The following is a 15,967-nucleotide window of genomic DNA, read 5'->3' on the forward strand; positions in this document are numbered from 1 at the left end:
CAAGACAGGGGAGACAGGTGAAATCTTATATGGCAGGAATCTATCAGAATGTGACAGAGTTAATTGGAAACACCCCGTTGGTCCGTTTGAACCGTCTGGAAAAGGAATGCGGAGCAGATGCAGAGATCATTGGGAAACTGGAATATTTTAATCCGGCAGGAAGCGTCAAAGACCGTGTGGCGGCACAGATGATCGAAGACGCTGAGGCGGCAGGAAAGCTGAAAGAAGGGTCCGTCATCATTGAGCCCACATCCGGAAATACAGGAATCGGAGAATATCTGAAAGAAAAAAATCCGGATATTAAGATCGTGGCAGTGGAGCCGAGCAGTTCTCCTGTACTTTCAAAAGGGCAGAGCGGTCCTCATAAGATTCAGGGAATCGGGGCAGGCTTTGTTCCGGATGTACTGAACACAAAGATCTATGACGAGATCATTGCTGTTGATGATGCGGATGCCTTCGAGCTTGGAAGAGCCATCGCCAGAAAAGAAGGGATTTTAGTGGGGATTTCTTCAGGGGCCGCCCTCTGGGCTGCCATTCAGCTTGCAAAACGTCCGGAGAATAAGGGTAAGAAGATTGTTGCCCTGCTTCCGGACACAGGAGACAGATACCTTTCAACACCGATGTTTTCATAATAAACTTACGGATGGGCCTGATATGTGCTTTTATAAGTACATATCAGGTTTTTTCTATGAGTATGCGCGGCGGAAGCGGGGAAATAATATAGAAGGAGAAAAGAAGCTAACATGAAGTGGACTAGACTATTTTCTTTGTGTTACAATGATGATAATTGTTTAAAAAAGGAGAATGTCCATTATGGAAAAAAAATTAATGCTGATCGACGGCCACAGCATCTTAAACCGGGCTTTTTATGCGCTTCCGGATATGACCAACAGTAAGGGTCTGCATACCAATGCGATCCTTGGATTTTTAAATATCATGTTTAAATTTTTGGATGAGGAGAAGCCGACCCATTTTGCGGTGGCTTTCGACCTGAGTGCGCCTACCTTCCGCCATGAAATGTTCAAGGAGTATAAAGGCACCAGAAAACCTATGCCCGAAGAATTAAGAGAACAGGTACCCGTGATTAAAGAAGTTTTAAAAGCCATGGATATACCGCTGATGATGGAAGAAGGCTATGAGGCGGATGACCTTCTCGGGACGATGTCTGTGATCGGGGAACAAGAGGGCTATCAGGTGCGGATCATTTCCGGAGACAGGGATCTTCTGCAGCTGGCCACAGAAAATGTGCAGATCCGCATTCCAAAGACTAAGGGCGGGGGAAATGTAGTAGAAGACTACTTTGCCGAGGACGTCATGGAAACTTACGGAGTGACGCCGAAAGAATTCATCGACATGAAGGCCCTGATGGGAGATGCATCCGACAATATTCCCGGAATTCCTGGAATCGGAGAAAAGACTGCGGCTAAGATCATCAAGGAGTTTAAGAGTATAGAAAATGCCTATGAGCACATTGAGGAAGTGATGCCGAAGCGGGCTAAAAATAAGCTGGAGGAATTTTATGACCAGGGAGTGCTCAGCAAAGAACTGGCTGCCATTAAGCTGGACTGCCCGATCGAACTTTCTTTTGACGATGCCAAGTTAAATGATATTTTTACAGGAGAGGCTTATCAGCTTTTAAAACAGCTGGAATTTAAGTCAGTCTTAAAGCGGTTTGACGGAGAACACGGGGAAGAATTTTCCGTGAACCTCAAAAAGGTTTCTGAGCTGGATGAGGCCGATCAGATTTTTTCTAAAGCGAAAAAATGTAAGGCGGCAGGGCTGGCAGTCTATCATGAACAGGAATATACTTCCCTTGGGCTGTGTATAGAAGGGACGGATACATTCCTGTTTCAGACAGAGGGCTTTCTGACCAGAGATTATCTGATAGGACAGGCCGGAGAGCTTTACCGCACTGTTCCAAGAGTCAGCATGATGAATGTAAAGGAATTCCTGGATGAATTGTCTTTGAGCGAAGATGACAAGAGCATCTTTGACGCGGCTCTGGCGGCTTATCTCTTAAATCCGTTAAAGAGCACCTATGAATACGATGATATTTCCAGAGACTATCTGGGTATTATGCTGCCTTCCAAAAAAGAACTGCTGGACAAGAAGAAAAGTATTTTTGAAGAGGGGAAACTGCTGCCGGAAGGAGAGCAGATCATCGGCTATGAGGCCTATGTGGCATGCGCGTGCATCGAGCCTTTAAGAAAAAAACTTACAGAAACCGGGATGCTTTCCCTGTATGAGGAGATAGAGATCCCGACTATGGTGGCCCTCCACGACATGGAAGTCAGGGGCATCCACGTGGACCGGAAAGCATTAAAGGAATATGGAGATCAGCTGATCGGGCGCATTGAGGAGCTTAGGGAACTGATCTATAAAGAGGCCGGGGAGGAATTCAATATCAATTCTCCGAAACAGCTGGGTGTCGTCCTGTTTGAGCATATGAAGCTGGAGGGCGGAAAGAAGACAAAGACAGGCTATTCCACCAGTGTGGATGTGCTGGAAAAGATCGAGCACTTATATCCGATTATTTCCTACATTCTTGAATACAGACAGCTGACGAAGCTGAAATCTACGTATGCGGACGGACTGGCCAACTATATCAGCGATGACGAAAGAATCCACGGAAAATTCAACCAGACGATCACAGCCACCGGAAGGATCAGCAGCACGGAGCCCAACCTGCAGAATATTCCTGCCAGAGTAGAACTTGGACGGGCCATCCGGAAGGTGTTTCTGCCGGAGGAAGGATATACGTTCGTGGACGCAGATTATTCCCAGATCGAATTGAGGGTGCTGGCCCATCTTTCCGGAGATAAAAATCTGAACCACGCCTATGAGCTGGAACAGGATATCCATGCCAGGACTGCTTCCGAAGTGTTCGGCGTGCCGATCGGCCAGGTGAGCAGCATTCAGAGGCGGGATGCCAAGGCGGTAAACTTCGGGATTGTCTATGGACTCAGCGCTTTTGGCCTGAGTCAGGATTTAAAGATCACGAGGAAGCAGGCGCAGGAATATATCGACAAATATTTTGAGACTTACCCAAAGGTTAAAGAATACCTGAACAGGGAAGTGGAAAAAGGAAAAAAAGAAGGTTTTGTGACCACAATGTTTCAGAGAATCCGACCTATACCGGAGTTAAAGTCCAGCAACTTTATGCAGAGAAACTTCGGAGAAAGGGTTGCCATGAACTCGCCGATCCAGGGATCTGCGGCTGATATTATAAAGATCGCAATGATCCGGGTCAATATGGAACTGAAGAAAAGAAAATTAAAATCCAGGCTGATCCTGCAGATCCACGATGAACTGCTCATCGAAGCCCATGACAGCGAAGTGGAAGAAGTTAAAGAAATACTCACCAGAGAAATGATGAGCGCTGCAAAGCTTTCTGTGCCGCTGAGCATTGACATTCACACTGGAAACAGCTGGTATGAGGCAAAATAAATGAAGAAAGTCATTGGAATCACCGGAGGTGTAGGGTCCGGAAAGAGTGAGGTATTGAATATTTTAAGGAAAGAATACGGGGCCGGTCTCATCGAGGCGGACCGGGTGGCACATGAACTCATGGAGCCGGGGGCGGAAAGTTATGAGGCTGTTGTGAAGGAATTCGGAAATAGTATTTTAACTGACGAGGGAACGATCGACCGTGCCGCTTTGGGTGCCATCGTGTTCAAGGACAAAGAAAAACTCGGAGTTCTGAACAGCCTTACCCATCCAAATGTGGAGAGAGAGATCCTGCACCGGATGGACAGCATGGAGAGTGATCCGGATATCCGGCTGATCGTCTACGAGGCAGCCCTGCTCACAGGGGCAGAATTTGAACAGAGATTTGATCAGCTCTGGTATGTGTTTGCCAGAGAAGATCTGAGGTTTCAGAGACTGAAAAAGGGAAGGGGCTACTCAGATGAGAAAACGGCCTCCATGATAAAGAGCCAGCCGGGAGAGGAGAGCTTCCGCAAGGCAGCGACGCATATCATTGACAATTCCGGAAGCCTTAATGAGACAAAACGGCAGATCGCAGAGATATTGGGAGCAGAAATTTAAAAGTTCTGCTGTATGAATTTTTCAAATCATGCGTTCTCGGCAGGGATATATTCGATAAATACTTTTCCGCGCACATTAAGCTTTCTGAACACCAGCCTGTCCGGAAAACGTTCCTGCATCCAGGCCTTTTTGGAAGATACACAGGTTTCACCTTTCTTGTCAGTGATAGCACAGCAGATATGTTCCTGGCCGATATTGTTTTCGTCTACAGCGATTATTTTTAATTCATCCATAATAAAACTTCTTTCCGGATATTTCTATTATAATAGAAAAAACCTGACAGCACTGTGTCAGGTTTTTTGTTATTTATCGTAAGATGGAAGAAAGCAGCTTCTTTGAAATTGTAAATTCAGGGGCACCCATATATCCCGGAGCAACCTCATATTTGTCAAATACGATCACCAGATCTCCGGATGACGTCAGGTAAAAATTCTGTGAGGCAGAAATTTTTTTGAATTCGTCCACCGGGACATCAGTTTTTTTCGAAACAGGCTGCCAAGTTTCATGATCTTACCTGCCTTTTTATTGATGTTATAAATGCGGCTGTAGGAATGAGAGCTTGCTTCTGAAGTCTCGGTTCGGATCCGGATGGAAAGGAAGGAATCATTGTTCAGAAGAACTTCATAATCTGTTGTGATAAATCCAGGTTTTCAGATACCGGGGCTTTACCGTCTGACATTTGGTGATAGCTTTATATGCGCTTTCCTGAACGATATCCATGGCATCACTTTCATTATGGACATAAGTATAAGCCATACGGTACAGGCTTTCATATTCATCGAGAATGATACCGGCTGTCAGATCTTCCATCTCCCGCATCTTTGTCATGAATGAAACCTCCTTGTTTTGTAGCTACAAAAGTTAGACGCGGCAGGGAGAAAAATAGTTTCAAATCCATTATAACGCAAAGAGTGATAAAAAATTTTTGCAGGATGTTGACTTGAAAATGCTATACATTTTTTATTACCTTATGATATAATGGCAGATAGATTCGCCGCACGTGTTTATGCGGACGAAGATGAATTGAGGTAGAAGAATGGAATTAACAAGTATTGCAAGCAGCAGTGAAGGCAACTCTATATTCGTAGGTTCAAAGGAAACCAAGCTTCTGGTAGACTGCGGCATCAGTGCCAAGAGGATTGAAAAGTCTCTGGACGAACTGGATACCAGGGCGTCTGAGCTTTCCGGGATACTGATCACCCACGAGCACTCCGACCACATCAAAGGGCTGGGAGTGATGCTGAGAAGATATGGACTTCCGGTCTTCGCCACGGCAAAGACCATCGATGCGGTTTTGGACAGCAGGTACATCGGAAAGGTAGACAAGGACTTGTTTCATCCGATCGAGGCGGATCACCCGTTTCAGCTTGACGATATAACAGTGGAGGCATCACATGTCTGGCACGATGCGGCAGACCCGGTATGCTATTCCTTCTATTCAGAAGGGTTCAAGGCAAGCATTGCCACGGACCTTGGAGACTACGATGAATATCTGGTGGAAAAGATCAGAGATTCCCATATCCTGTTTGTAGAGGCAAACCACGATGTGAATATGCTCCAGGTGGGAAGTTATCCGTATTATCTGAAAAGGCGTATACTGGGGGATCACGGACATCTGTCCAATGAGCGGTGTGCCCAGCTTATAGAAGATACTGTGACGGAGAAGACAAAGAAGGTTTATCTGGGACATTTAAGCAAGGAGAACAACTTTGCAGAGCTGGCCTATGAGACCGTAAAGGTGGCGCTTACAAAGCCGGATTTCCTGATGGAGGTGGCAAAGAGAGACAGCATTTCATCCATCACAAAAGTCAGTTAAGATACATATTTTTAGGAGGATTTAAAATGGATAAGACAGTAATTACAGTGGTAGGGAAAGACAATGTTGGAATTATCGCAAAGGTCTGCACCTATCTGGCCAACAATCATGTGAATATTCTGGATATCTCCCAGACCATCACAGGGGGATTTTTCAACATGATGATGGTTGTGGATTCTTCCGAGGCGACAAAAGATATCACAATATTCTCAGAAGAACTCAAACAGATCGGAGAAGAGTTAGGCGTTGTCATTCAGGCACAGAACGAAAAGATTTTTAATGTAATGCACAGGATTTAACGGGGGTCTGAAATGATAAATATTAATGAAGTAATCGAAACAAATAAGATGATCTCAGAGATGAATCTGGACGTCAGAACCATCACCATCGGGATCAGCCTGCTGGACTGTGTCGGTTCCACGCTCTCTGAAGTAAAAGAAAATATTTATGCGAAAATTACCACGGTGGCGAAAGATCTTGTGAAAACCGGGAAGGATATTGAAAAGGAGTTTGGAATTCCAATCGTAAACAAAAGGATTTCCATCACTCCGATCGCACTGGTGGCGGGGAATGTCTGTAAAACTTCGGATGATTTCGTAGAGCTTGCAAAGGTGCTTGACAAGGCGGCAAAGCAGGTGGGAGTCAATTTCCTCGGAGGATATTCCGCACTGGTGAGCAAAGGCATGACGAAAGCGGATGAACTGCTGATCCGTTCCATACCGAAAGCCATGGCGGAAACGGATTTTGTCTGCTCTTCTGTCAATGTTGGAAGTACAAAGACAGGCATCAACATGGACGCCGTAAAGCTCATCGGGGAGATGATCAAAGAGACTGCCGAACTGACAAAAGACAATGACTGTTTAGGATGCGGAAAGTTTGTCGTATTCTGCAACGCTCCGGATGACAATCCCTTTATGGCAGGCGCCTTCCACGGCGTGACCGAGACAGATTCTGTCATCAATGTGGGAGTCAGCGGACCCGGTGTTGTGAAACGTGCCATCGAACTGGTACACGGGGAGAATTTTGAAGTTCTCTGTGAGACCATCAAGAAGACTGCGTTTAAGATCACACGTGTGGGACAGCTGGTTGCCAAGGAAGCATCCAAACGCCTTGGAATCCCGTTCGGCATCATCGACCTTTCCCTCGCGCCGACCCCGGCAGTGGGCGACAGCGTTGGAGAGATCTTAGAGGAGATCGGCCTTGAGTACACAGGTGCACCGGGAACCACGGCGGCTCTTGCCATGCTGAATGACCAGGTAAAGAAGGGCGGCGTCATGGCATCTTCTTACGTGGGAGGTTTAAGCGGAGCATTTATTCCGGTCAGCGAGGACCAGAGGATGATCGATGCGGTCAACGCAGGCGCCCTGACTCTGGAAAAATTAGAGGCTATGACCTGTGTCTGCTCCGTGGGTCTTGACATGATCGCAATCCCAGGAAAGACAAAGGCGGCGACAATCGCGGGACTCATCGCCGATGAGATGGCTCTCGGAATGATCAACCAGAAGACTACCGCAGTCCGGATTATCCCGGCCATCGGAAAAGATGTGGGAGACCAGGTGGAATTCGGAGGTCTTTTGGGATACGCTCCGGTCATGCCAGTCAATGAATTTTCATGTGATGATTTTATTAACCGCGGCGGAAGAATTCCTGCGCCAATCCACAGTTTTAAAAATTAGAGGTGAAGACTTTTGGGGTATTAGATCATTTAGAACCAAAAAAAGTATTTGAATATTTTGAGATTCTGACAACGATTCCTCATGGCTCTTACAACTGTAAGGCCGTGAGTGATTTCTGCGTGGACTTTGCCAAAAAGAGAGGCCTTTTTGTGATACAGGACGACCACTATAATGTGATCATCAAAAAGGAGGCCTCTCCTTCTTGTGCCCATAAGCCGGCCCTGATCCTTCAGGGGCATCTGGATATGGTGTGCCAGAAGGACCCTGACAGTCCGGTGGATTTTGCAAAAGACGCGCTTGAACTTCAGACCGACGGAGATTTTGTCTCTGCAAAAGGAACGACGCTGGGAGGAGATGACGGTATTGCGGTGGCTTACTGCCTGGCGCTCCTGGACGATGATTCAATGAAACATCCACCTCTGGAAGTGGTGTTCACTACAGAAGAAGAGGTGGGCATGGAGGGAGCCACGGCCCTTGACACCTCGGTTCTTGAAGGCAGGTATCTTCTGAATATCGATTCGGAGGAAGAAGGAATTCTGCTTGCGGGATGTGCAGGGGGAACGACAGTCAAGGTCTCCCTTCCTCTTAAATATGAGCAGATAACGGGCAGAATGTGCACGGTTTCCATAACCGGCCTCCTGGGAGGACACTCGGGAACCGAGATCGATAAAAACCGGGGGAATGCCCATATCCTGATGGGACGGCTGCTCTGCGGCGTGAAAGGGCTTCATATAAACCGAATCTACGGGGCTTCGGAACAGAAAGATAATGCTATTCCCAACGAGTGTTATGTGGAATTGATCTGTGAAGACCGAGAGGCACTGGAAGAGGCGGCAAAAAGACTGATTAAAAGCTTTAAAGAGCAGTTTCGTGATACCGATGACGGCATGGAGGTGAGACTTGAATTCTCTGATCCCCAAAAGAGGGACTGTCTTACCAGGGATACTCAGGACGCAGTGTTTTATTTTCTTACCCATACACCAAACGGCATACACACAATGAGTCAAGACATCGAAGGTCTGGTGGAAAGCTCTTTAAACCTGGGGATTCTTAAGATGGACGGAGATGAAATATCTTTTTCTTTCGGCGTGCGCAGTTCGGTGCCTTTTTATAAAGAGGAGCTGTCAGGCCGCCTTGAGTCTCTGGCACGGAAGCTTAACGGCAGTTATGAGCGGGTCAACGATTATCCGGCATGGGAATATAAGAAGGACTCGGTATTAAGAGACGTATTTTTGAAGGCTTACCGGCAGATGTACGGAAAGGAAATGAAAGTAGAGATGATCCATGCAGGACTGGAGTGCGGCATTTTTGCATCCAAGATCAAGGGGCTGGACATCGTGTCTTTCGGGCCGGATATATTTGATATTCATACGACTGGTGAGAGGCTTTCTGTGCCTTCCGTTAAAAGGACATGGGAACTGCTGTTAAAGATCATCGAAGAGTTTCCGTAAAAGTCAGAATTCATTACACGGCTGAAATTGAAAATGAACAATTTAGATAAAGGAGTAGACCAATGAGTGAAAATGTATACGATATTTTGCAGGAAAGAGGCTTTATCGCTCAGACGACCCACGAGGAGCTGCGCGATCTGCTTGGAAAGGAAAAGGTAACGTTCTATATCGGGTTTGACGCTACCGCAGACAGCCTTACCGCAGGGCATTTCCTTACGGTCATGGCCATGATGCATATGCAGAGAGCAGGGCACAGACCGATTGCCCTTTTAGGGGGCGGCACGACTATGATCGGTGACCCTTCCGGCAAGTCCGACATGCGAAATATCATGACAAAAGAAACCATTGAACACAATGCCATGCGATTTAAGGAGCAGCTGTCCCGGTTTATCTCGTTTGACAACGACAAGGCAATCCTTGAAAATAATGCAGACTGGCTTTTGGACTTAAACTATGTAGATTTTTTAAGAGAGATCGGAGTACATTTTTCTGTCAACAAAATGCTGACTGCCGAGTGCTATAAACAGCGTATGGAGAAAGGACTTACATTTTTTGAATTCAACTATATGCTCATGCAGGCATATGATTTCCTGGAGCTGAACCGCAGATATGGATGTACCCTGGAAATGGGTGGAAATGACCAGTGGAGCAATATTCTTGCGGGCGCGGATCTGATCCGCCGCAAGGAGCAGAAAAATGCGTTTGGGCTGACGCTTACCCTGCTTACCAGAAGCGACGGTGTGAAGATGGGCAAAACGATGGCGGGAGCCGTCTGGCTGGACCCTGAAAAGACTTCTCCGTATGAATTTTATCAGTACTGGAGAAACATCGAAGATGTGAAAGTAGAAGAGTGTCTCGGACTCTTAACCTTCCTTCCGATGGAAGAGGTGAGAAGGCTGGGAGCGCTTCAGGATGCCGAGATCAATAAAGCAAAAGAAGTGCTGGCATATGAAGTGACGAAGATCGTCCACGGCGAGGAAGAGGCGAAGAAGGCACAGGCCGGAGCAAAAGCCTTGTTTGTGCAGGGTGCGGCCAGTGAGGATGCGCCGGTGCATGAGTATTCCAAGGCACGGCTTGAAGAAGGACTCGATATACTGACTCTGCTGGTAGATACGAAACTTTGCTCTACAAGATCTGATGCCAGAAGGACCGTGATCCAGGGCGGCGTATCCGTCAACGGGGAGAAAGTGACGGACTTTAAACAGGTGTTTACTTCGGCAGATTTTGATGACAAAGAACGTCTGCTCCTGAAAAAGGGAAAGAAAAAGTTCTGTCAGGTTAAAGAAGGAAATTAAGAGGTGAAGATATGGCTTCAAGTGTTGAATTTGTAGAATATGTATGCGGTCAGGCAGAGGGTGCCGGAGATGTCTCTTACAGAAAAATGTTCGGAGAATACGGTATTTATCTGGACGGGAAATTTATAGGTGTCATCTGTGATAATCAATTTTTTGTCAAGATCACGAAAGCCGGGGAAGAGATTCTGCCTGAGTGTCCGAAAGAACCGCCCTATGACGGGGCAAAACCTTATTTTCTCATCGAAGATCCGGAAGATCGGGATTTGCTTCACCGTTTTCTTCGGGCTTCATTTGAGGAACTTCCGGAGCCAAAACCAAAGAAAAAATAATCTGCAAACAGCCGCTTCCAACGAATAAGAGGAAGCGGCTGTTTGAGGGTTAATGGAAATTTTTTTGGATTTCATTGAGAGCTTTTTGGGTATAAGGGTCTCTCTGGTCGATGTGCTGAATGACGGACCTGATTTTCTGGGCATCTCTGGAACCGGCTGTTTTAGAAAGGGAGAGGACAAACAGCAGCAGAATGATAGAAAAAATCGTGCGCAGCTTCAGAAAAGACCAGTAGCTGGCGCTCTCTTCCGGTTCTGTGTGAAACGGATCGGAATGGGAGGCGTATTTTTGATTTAATTTCAGTTTTTCCTGCTCCATGCGAAGCCTTGTTAAATCTGTCATCTCATCATCTCCTTTCTTCATTATATGAGGCATGTATTTTTCTATGACACAAAAAGTTCAGATATTTTATAGTTTCTTTATGTTTTCCGGCAAATGAAAATGCTATAATGTTACCTATGACATTTTCCAGTGTTTCATGATTATATTTGAACGTAAAGAAAGGTGAGTTGATGAGAGATAAGATTCAGAGTTTTTTAAGAGGGCGTTACGGTACAGATTCTCTTTCGAAATTTTTGCTGATCGTGGCTTTGGCGGGGATGTTTCTTCCTATATTTATAAAGAAAGCGTTTCTTTTATATTATTTAGGGGTTGTTTTGCTGATTTATTCCTATTTCCGGATTTTTTCCAGGAACATTGCCAAAAGATCGGCTGAAAATGCGGCATTTCTCAGGAGGACCAGCAAGATTACCGGTTTTTTCAGGAGGAAGAAACTTCATTTTGAACAGCGCAAAACGCACAAGTTTTTCCGGTGTCCGGGCTGCGGTCAGGATATCAGGGTACCGAAGGGCAAGGGGAATATCGTGATCACCTGTCCGAAATGCCGGAAAGAATTCCAGGCGAGATCGTAAAAGGAGGCTTGCATGTTTGGATATTTGACTGTCAATAAGCCTGAGATGAAGATCAAAGATTATGAGCGGTACCGTGCTTATTACTGCGGGCTGTGCCGGCGGCTTTACAAGCATTACGGAAAAAAAGGTCAGCTGACGCTGAGCTTTGACATGACGTTTCTTGCCATTTTATTAAACGGGCTTTATGAGCCGAAGCTTCACTCCGGTAAGCACTTCTGCGGACTCCACCCAACGAAAAGGCAGAAGGTTATGTGCAATCAGCTGAGCGACTATGCGGCGGATATGGGAATGCTTCTTACTTATTATAATCTGCTGGATGACTGGCAGGACGATAAGAAGCTTAAAAGCCTTCTGCTGGCAGATGGCATCAGGAAACCATGTATGGAGATCGCCCGGAGATATCCGAGACAGAGCCGGGCTGTCAGAGATTATATAAAGAAGCTTTCTGTCTGTGAAGGGGAGAACACGGATCAGCTGGATCGTGTGGCAGGCCTCACGGGAAAGATGCTCGGAGAGATTTTTGTCTTCAGGGAGGATGAGTGGTCTGATGATCTGAGAACGATGGGATTCTTTCTTGGAAAGTTCATCTATCTGATGGATGCCTACGAAGATTTATCCGATGATCTGAAGAACGAACGGTACAATCCATGGAGTTTTTATGCGAAAAGCGAAGAGTTTGATCAGAGAGCAGAGACGGTCCTGACCATGATGATGACGGAGTGTGCCGCTGTGTTTGAACGCCTGCCGATCTTAAAGGATATTGAAATTCTCAGGAATATCATTTATTCTGGAGCATGGACGAAATTTGAGATCGCAAAGAACAAAAGAAAAGGCAGTGAGGAAGAGTGAGATGGATGAAGCATATACAATCTTAGGCGTATCCCAGGATGCGACTGATGAGGAAATAAAAAAAGCATACCGGAGGCTGAGCAAGAAATATCATCCGGATGCTAACTTAAACCAGCCGGAATATGCAGAGCGGAAGTTTAAAGAAGTCCAGGAGGCCTACAAAAAGGTTATGGACTTTAGAAAGTACGGCGCATCCGGCGGAAACCCATATGGAAATCCATATCAGGGAGAGCAGTCCTCCTATGGGGGATACGGCAATGCCGGAACCGGTTCGGCAGAAATGACGGCCGCCTATAATTACCTGCGGGCAGGACATTACCGGGAGGCGCTTCAGGTGCTCGGAGGTATCTCAGAGAGAAATGCACAGTGGTTTTATTTCAGTGCTGTGGCAAACATGGGCATCGGCAACAATGTAACCGCGCTGGAGCATGCGCAGACGGCCGTACAGATGGACCCTTCCAACATGGAATACCGGATGCTCCTCCAGCAGATGCAGCAGAGCGGAAACTGGTATCAGAATATGGGGTCCGGGTACGGAAGAAGCAGTATGGGAAGCAGCTGCTGCATGCAGCTTTGTATGCTGAATATGCTCATCAACTGCTGCTGCAGGCCTTATTAACAATGGAACATAAACAGGAGGACTTATGGGTAAGATCATAGGGATTGATTTAGGGACGACCAACAGCTGTATTGCCGTGATGGAAGGCGGAAAAGCCGTTGTCATACATAATGCGGAAGGTTCAAGGACAACGCCGTCGGTCATGGCCATGACCAAAAATGGGGAGAGACTGATTGGAGATGCGGCCAAAAGGCAGTCTGCGGCAAACCCGGAGCGGACAGTGTCATCCATTAAACGGCATATGGGAACGGATTACAGGGTAAAAGTCGACGGAAAGAATTATCTCCCACAGGAGATTTCCGCCCAGATCCTGATGAAATTAAAGGAAGATGCCAAGAGCTATCTGGGAACGGAAGTGACAGAGGCAGTGATCACCGTGCCTGCATATTTTAATGACGCCCAGAGACAGGCCACCAAGGATGCGGGAAGGATCGCAGGTCTTGATGTAAAGCGTATCATAAACGAACCTACTGCAGCAGCACTGGCCTATGGGCTGGACAACGGAACGGAGCAAAAAATCATAGTCTATGACCTGGGAGGCGGTACTTTCGATGTATCTGTCATTCAGATCGAAGACGGTGTGATTGAGGTGCTGGCAACTTCAGGAAACAACCACCTGGGAGGTGATGATTTTGACGAGGCAGTGGCAGCGTATCTGGTTGAAACTTTTAAAAAGACAGATGGAATTGATTTAAAAAAAGATGTCCAGGCAATGCAGCGGATCAGGGAAGCGGCAGAGAAAGCCAAGATCGAACTTTCCAGCATGTCTGAGACAAATATCAACCTGCCGTTCATCGTCGTGGAACGGGGTGAGACACACCACATGGATATCCAGCTTACGAGGACAAAGTTTGATGAGCTGACTTACAGCCTTGTATCAAAAACCGAAGAACCGGTGAGAAACGCGCTGAAGGATGCGGGACTGTCTGCAGGAGAGATCGACAGGGTGCTGATGGTCGGAGGGTCTACGAGGATCCCGGCGGTACAGCGGAAGGTGGCAGAGATCACCGGAAAGCGTCCGGACCAGTCCTTAAATCCCGACGAGTGTGTCGCACTGGGAGCTGCCATCCAGGGAGGGAAACTTGCAGGAGAGGCCGGAACCAATGAAGTGCTGCTCATGGATGTAACACCGCTTTCCTTATCCATCGAGACGATGGGAGGCATGGCTACCAGGATCATAGAGCGCAATTCGACAATTCCTACCCGTCACAGCCAGATTTTTACTACAGGCGCCAATTTCCAGACAGCCGTGGATATCAAGGTTCTCCAGGGAGAACGTATGATGGCCAATGAAAACAAGGTCATCGGCAATTTCCGGCTCAAGGGGATCAAACGGGCTGTGAGAGGGGTGCCTCAGATCGAAGTGACCTTCGATATTGATGTCAACGGTATCTTAAAGGTATCGGCAAAAGACCTGGGGACCGGAAAGGAACAGAGCGTTGTAATCACTTCAAGTTCCAATATGTCCGAGGAAGAAATCAAACAGGCGATCCGTAATGCAAAGGAAAATGCAGCGTTCGATAAGGAACACAAAGAAGCGGTTCAGTCCTACCATGAGGCGGAAGAGACGCTTGTCAGAGCGGAGCAGTATCTTGCAGAGCACAAGAAAGAGATCGAAAAAGAAAAGAAGAAAGCCATCAGAGATGCAGCAGCAAATTTAAAGAAAGCACTCAAACATGTGAAGCTTGAAAAGATTACGAGGGAACAGGCCGGTGAACTGAATGCAGCGAAAGAAGAACTTTTTTCGGTTTTGCCGTAAGATTAAAATAATATGATAAAGATTGGATATAGTAGGAACAATGTTCAGAAAAACAGGTTCCTACTATTTTTTTAACGAAAAAATATAATAGGAGGGGTTGACAATGATTTTTAAAAGTGATAACTTATGTTATAGATATTAGCACTCGTTTGAGTTGAGTGCTAATAATGAAAGGAAAGATACCATGGATTTAAATGATCGTAAAAGACTAATACTAAAAGCGATTATAGCAAATTATCTGGAGACCGGGGAACCTGTTGGTTCCAGGACGATTTCCAAGATGGAGGGACTGAACTTAAGTTCCGCTACGATCCGCAATGAGATGGCGGATCTTGAGGATCTGGGTTTCATTCTGCAGCCGCACACGTCGGCCGGGCGGATACCTTCGGATCTGGGATATCGTTTTTATGTGGACCAGCTGATGCAGGACAGAGAGTCGGACGAAGAAGAACGGCTGGAGCTTGTCAAGAAAGTTGACAAGATGGAAGTGATGCTGAAGCAGGTTGCCAATGTCCTGGCATCCAGTACGAATTATGCGACGATGGTATCTGCCCCTCAGTACAAAAATACAAAGCTCAAGTTTGTGCAGCTTTCCCAGGTGGATGAGTACAGTCTGCTGGCGGTCATCGTGGCAGACGGCAATGTCGTAAAGAACCAGATCATCGACGTGGAAAAACCACTGGCAAATGACGAAGTCCTGAAACTGAACGTATTATTAAACTCCTTTCTCCAGGGGCTGACCCTGAAGGAAATCAACCTGGAGCTGATCCAGACGATGAAGGATCAGGCCGGAATCCACAGCCAGATCCTGGAAAGGATTCTGGAGGAGATCGCAGTCGTTATCCACAACGCGGATCAGCTGGAGATCTATACGGGAGGTGCTTCCAATATCTTGAAGTATCCTGAGCTTGGCTCGCCGGAGACAGCTACTGAGCTGTTGGATGCTTTAGTGGAAAAGAAGGCGCTGAACAAGCTGGTGGGCGACACATTGGAAAGTGATGACCACCACGGAATCCAGGTTTATATCGGAGATGAAGCTCCGGTCAAGAACATGAGCGACTGCAGCATCGTGACAGCCACTTATGAACTGGAGGAAGGCGGAACCGGAACGATCGGGATCATTGGTCCGAAACGGATGGATTACAAGAGGGTTGTGAAGACACTCCAGAATCTGACGGATGAGATCAACGATCTGTTCAAGAAAAAAACATAGGAGG

The 15,967-nt window shown here is 46.7% G+C and carries 18 protein-coding genes; 14 read left to right on the top strand and 4 right to left on the bottom strand.

Annotated features, from left to right (window positions below; all coding sequences use genetic code 11):
- Nucleotides 1-29 precede the first annotated feature (29 nt).
- The 3 genes from P8F77_RS07710 to coaE all read left to right on the top strand — a co-directional run bounded on the left by P8F77_RS07710 (nt 30) and on the right by coaE (nt 4,047).
- A complete protein-coding gene (locus P8F77_RS07710; RefSeq protein ID WP_270431811.1) occupies nt 30-632 on the top strand; it encodes a pyridoxal-phosphate dependent enzyme in 603 nt (200 codons plus the stop codon).
- Nucleotides 633-813: 181 nt separating this feature from the next.
- Nucleotides 814-3,447 (top strand): DNA polymerase I, encoded by a 2,634-nt coding sequence (gene polA / locus P8F77_RS07715; RefSeq protein ID WP_287517933.1) that lies wholly within the window; start codon nt 814-816, stop codon nt 3,445-3,447.
- Entirely contained in the window at nt 3,448-4,047 is a 600-nt protein-coding gene (coaE, locus tag P8F77_RS07720) for a dephospho-CoA kinase (protein ID WP_024727864.1), read from the top strand.
- Nucleotides 4,048-4,073: 26 nt separating this feature from the next.
- Here the strand turns inward: coaE and P8F77_RS07725 are convergent, their stop codons facing one another.
- The 3 genes from P8F77_RS07725 to P8F77_RS07735 form a co-directional block, all read right to left on the bottom strand.
- Nucleotides 4,074-4,280: a hypothetical protein gene (locus P8F77_RS07725; protein ID WP_330625595.1), complete on the bottom strand. Its 207-nt coding sequence runs from the start codon at nt 4,278-4,280 to the stop codon at nt 4,074-4,076.
- A 73-nt stretch (nt 4,281-4,353) separates the two neighbouring features.
- The gene (locus P8F77_RS07730) at nt 4,354-4,512 is read right to left on the bottom strand and encodes an RsiV family protein (RefSeq protein ID WP_235824554.1); all 159 of its coding nucleotides are present in this window, start codon (nt 4,510-4,512) and stop codon (nt 4,354-4,356) included.
- 156 nt (nt 4,513-4,668) lie between these two features.
- Complete coding sequence (locus P8F77_RS07735) at nt 4,669-4,875, bottom strand: sigma factor (RefSeq protein ID WP_287517940.1); 207 nt, start codon at nt 4,873-4,875, stop codon at nt 4,669-4,671.
- Nucleotides 4,876-5,083: 208 nt separating this feature from the next.
- Between P8F77_RS07735 and P8F77_RS07740 the strand changes: the two genes are divergently transcribed.
- From P8F77_RS07740 to P8F77_RS07765, 6 genes are all read left to right on the top strand, one after another.
- Complete coding sequence (locus P8F77_RS07740; protein WP_287517943.1) at nt 5,084-5,863, top strand: MBL fold metallo-hydrolase; 780 nt, start codon at nt 5,084-5,086, stop codon at nt 5,861-5,863.
- Between the two features lie 26 nt (nt 5,864-5,889).
- A complete protein-coding gene (locus P8F77_RS07745) occupies nt 5,890-6,162 on the top strand; it encodes an ACT domain-containing protein (RefSeq protein WP_006567296.1) in 273 nt (90 codons plus the stop codon).
- A 12-nt stretch (nt 6,163-6,174) separates the two neighbouring features.
- A complete protein-coding gene (locus P8F77_RS07750) occupies nt 6,175-7,539 on the top strand; it encodes a PFL family protein (RefSeq protein ID WP_024727860.1) in 1,365 nt (454 codons plus the stop codon).
- A gap of 2 nt (nt 7,540-7,541) precedes the next feature.
- On the top strand, nt 7,542-8,990 hold the full coding sequence (locus tag P8F77_RS07755) for an aminoacyl-histidine dipeptidase (RefSeq protein WP_287517953.1): 1,449 nt from the start codon (nt 7,542-7,544) through the stop codon (nt 8,988-8,990).
- Between the two features lie 62 nt (nt 8,991-9,052).
- Nucleotides 9,053-10,285: a tyrosine--tRNA ligase gene (gene tyrS, locus P8F77_RS07760; RefSeq protein WP_148459791.1), complete on the top strand. Its 1,233-nt coding sequence runs from the start codon at nt 9,053-9,055 to the stop codon at nt 10,283-10,285.
- An 11-nt stretch (nt 10,286-10,296) separates the two neighbouring features.
- Nucleotides 10,297-10,614 (top strand): TfoX/Sxy family protein, encoded by a 318-nt coding sequence (locus P8F77_RS07765; RefSeq protein ID WP_024727857.1) that lies wholly within the window; start codon nt 10,297-10,299, stop codon nt 10,612-10,614.
- A 49-nt stretch (nt 10,615-10,663) separates the two neighbouring features.
- On the opposite strand, the gene P8F77_RS07770 is transcribed toward P8F77_RS07765, so the two are convergent.
- Nucleotides 10,664-10,954 (bottom strand): hypothetical protein, encoded by a 291-nt coding sequence (locus tag P8F77_RS07770; protein WP_270431801.1) that lies wholly within the window; start codon nt 10,952-10,954, stop codon nt 10,664-10,666.
- A gap of 170 nt (nt 10,955-11,124) precedes the next feature.
- Between P8F77_RS07770 and P8F77_RS07775 the strand changes: the two genes are divergently transcribed.
- The 5 genes from P8F77_RS07775 (at nt 11,125) to hrcA (ending at nt 15,963) form a co-directional block, all read left to right on the top strand.
- Nucleotides 11,125-11,523: a hypothetical protein gene (locus P8F77_RS07775; protein ID WP_024727855.1), complete on the top strand. Its 399-nt coding sequence runs from the start codon at nt 11,125-11,127 to the stop codon at nt 11,521-11,523.
- A gap of 12 nt (nt 11,524-11,535) precedes the next feature.
- Nucleotides 11,536-12,372, top strand: coding sequence for a DUF5685 family protein (locus tag P8F77_RS07780; RefSeq protein ID WP_024727854.1), 837 nt, complete (start codon nt 11,536-11,538; stop codon nt 12,370-12,372).
- Nucleotide 12,373: 1 nt separating this feature from the next.
- Nucleotides 12,374-12,991: a J domain-containing protein gene (locus tag P8F77_RS07785; RefSeq protein ID WP_186992394.1), complete on the top strand. Its 618-nt coding sequence runs from the start codon at nt 12,374-12,376 to the stop codon at nt 12,989-12,991.
- A gap of 25 nt (nt 12,992-13,016) precedes the next feature.
- On the top strand, nt 13,017-14,750 hold the full coding sequence (dnaK, locus tag P8F77_RS07790) for a molecular chaperone DnaK (RefSeq protein ID WP_287517959.1): 1,734 nt from the start codon (nt 13,017-13,019) through the stop codon (nt 14,748-14,750).
- A gap of 184 nt (nt 14,751-14,934) precedes the next feature.
- Nucleotides 14,935-15,963, top strand: a complete 1,029-nt coding sequence (gene hrcA / locus P8F77_RS07795; protein ID WP_024727852.1) for a heat-inducible transcriptional repressor HrcA — start codon at nt 14,935-14,937, stop codon at nt 15,961-15,963.
- Nucleotides 15,964-15,967 lie beyond the last annotated feature (4 nt).

This window comes from Anaerostipes sp. PC18 (genome assembly GCF_039789045.1).
In the GTDB taxonomy this organism is placed as follows: domain Bacteria; phylum Bacillota; class Clostridia; order Lachnospirales; family Lachnospiraceae; genus Anaerostipes; species Anaerostipes hominis.

Bases quoted from the DNA above. Each gene is read 5' to 3' on its own strand.
- P8F77_RS07740 (WP_287517943.1), top strand. From the start codon at position 5,084: ATGGAATTAACAAGTATTGCAAGCAGCAGTGAAGGCAACTCTATATTC.
- P8F77_RS07750 (WP_024727860.1), top strand. From the start codon at position 6,175: ATGATAAATATTAATGAAGTAATCGAAACAAATAAGATGATCTCAGAG.
- tyrS (WP_148459791.1), top strand. From the start codon at position 9,053: ATGAGTGAAAATGTATACGATATTTTGCAGGAAAGAGGCTTTATCGCT.
- P8F77_RS07725 (WP_330625595.1), bottom strand. From the start codon at position 4,280: ATGGATGAATTAAAAATAATCGCTGTAGACGAAAACAATATCGGCCAG.
- hrcA (WP_024727852.1), top strand. From the start codon at position 14,935: ATGGATTTAAATGATCGTAAAAGACTAATACTAAAAGCGATTATAGCA.
- coaE (WP_024727864.1), top strand. From the start codon at position 3,448: ATGAAGAAAGTCATTGGAATCACCGGAGGTGTAGGGTCCGGAAAGAGT.
- P8F77_RS07745 (WP_006567296.1), top strand. From the start codon at position 5,890: ATGGATAAGACAGTAATTACAGTGGTAGGGAAAGACAATGTTGGAATT.
- P8F77_RS07780 (WP_024727854.1), top strand. From the start codon at position 11,536: ATGTTTGGATATTTGACTGTCAATAAGCCTGAGATGAAGATCAAAGAT.
- P8F77_RS07785 (WP_186992394.1), top strand. From the start codon at position 12,374: ATGGATGAAGCATATACAATCTTAGGCGTATCCCAGGATGCGACTGAT.
- P8F77_RS07765 (WP_024727857.1), top strand. From the start codon at position 10,297: ATGGCTTCAAGTGTTGAATTTGTAGAATATGTATGCGGTCAGGCAGAG.
- P8F77_RS07775 (WP_024727855.1), top strand. From the start codon at position 11,125: ATGAGAGATAAGATTCAGAGTTTTTTAAGAGGGCGTTACGGTACAGAT.
- P8F77_RS07770 (WP_270431801.1), bottom strand. From the start codon at position 10,954: ATGACAGATTTAACAAGGCTTCGCATGGAGCAGGAAAAACTGAAATTA.
- polA (WP_287517933.1), top strand. From the start codon at position 814: ATGGAAAAAAAATTAATGCTGATCGACGGCCACAGCATCTTAAACCGG.
- dnaK (WP_287517959.1), top strand. From the start codon at position 13,017: ATGGGTAAGATCATAGGGATTGATTTAGGGACGACCAACAGCTGTATT.
- P8F77_RS07735 (WP_287517940.1), bottom strand. From the start codon at position 4,875: ATGACAAAGATGCGGGAGATGGAAGATCTGACAGCCGGTATCATTCTC.
- P8F77_RS07710 (WP_270431811.1), top strand. From the start codon at position 30: ATGGCAGGAATCTATCAGAATGTGACAGAGTTAATTGGAAACACCCCG.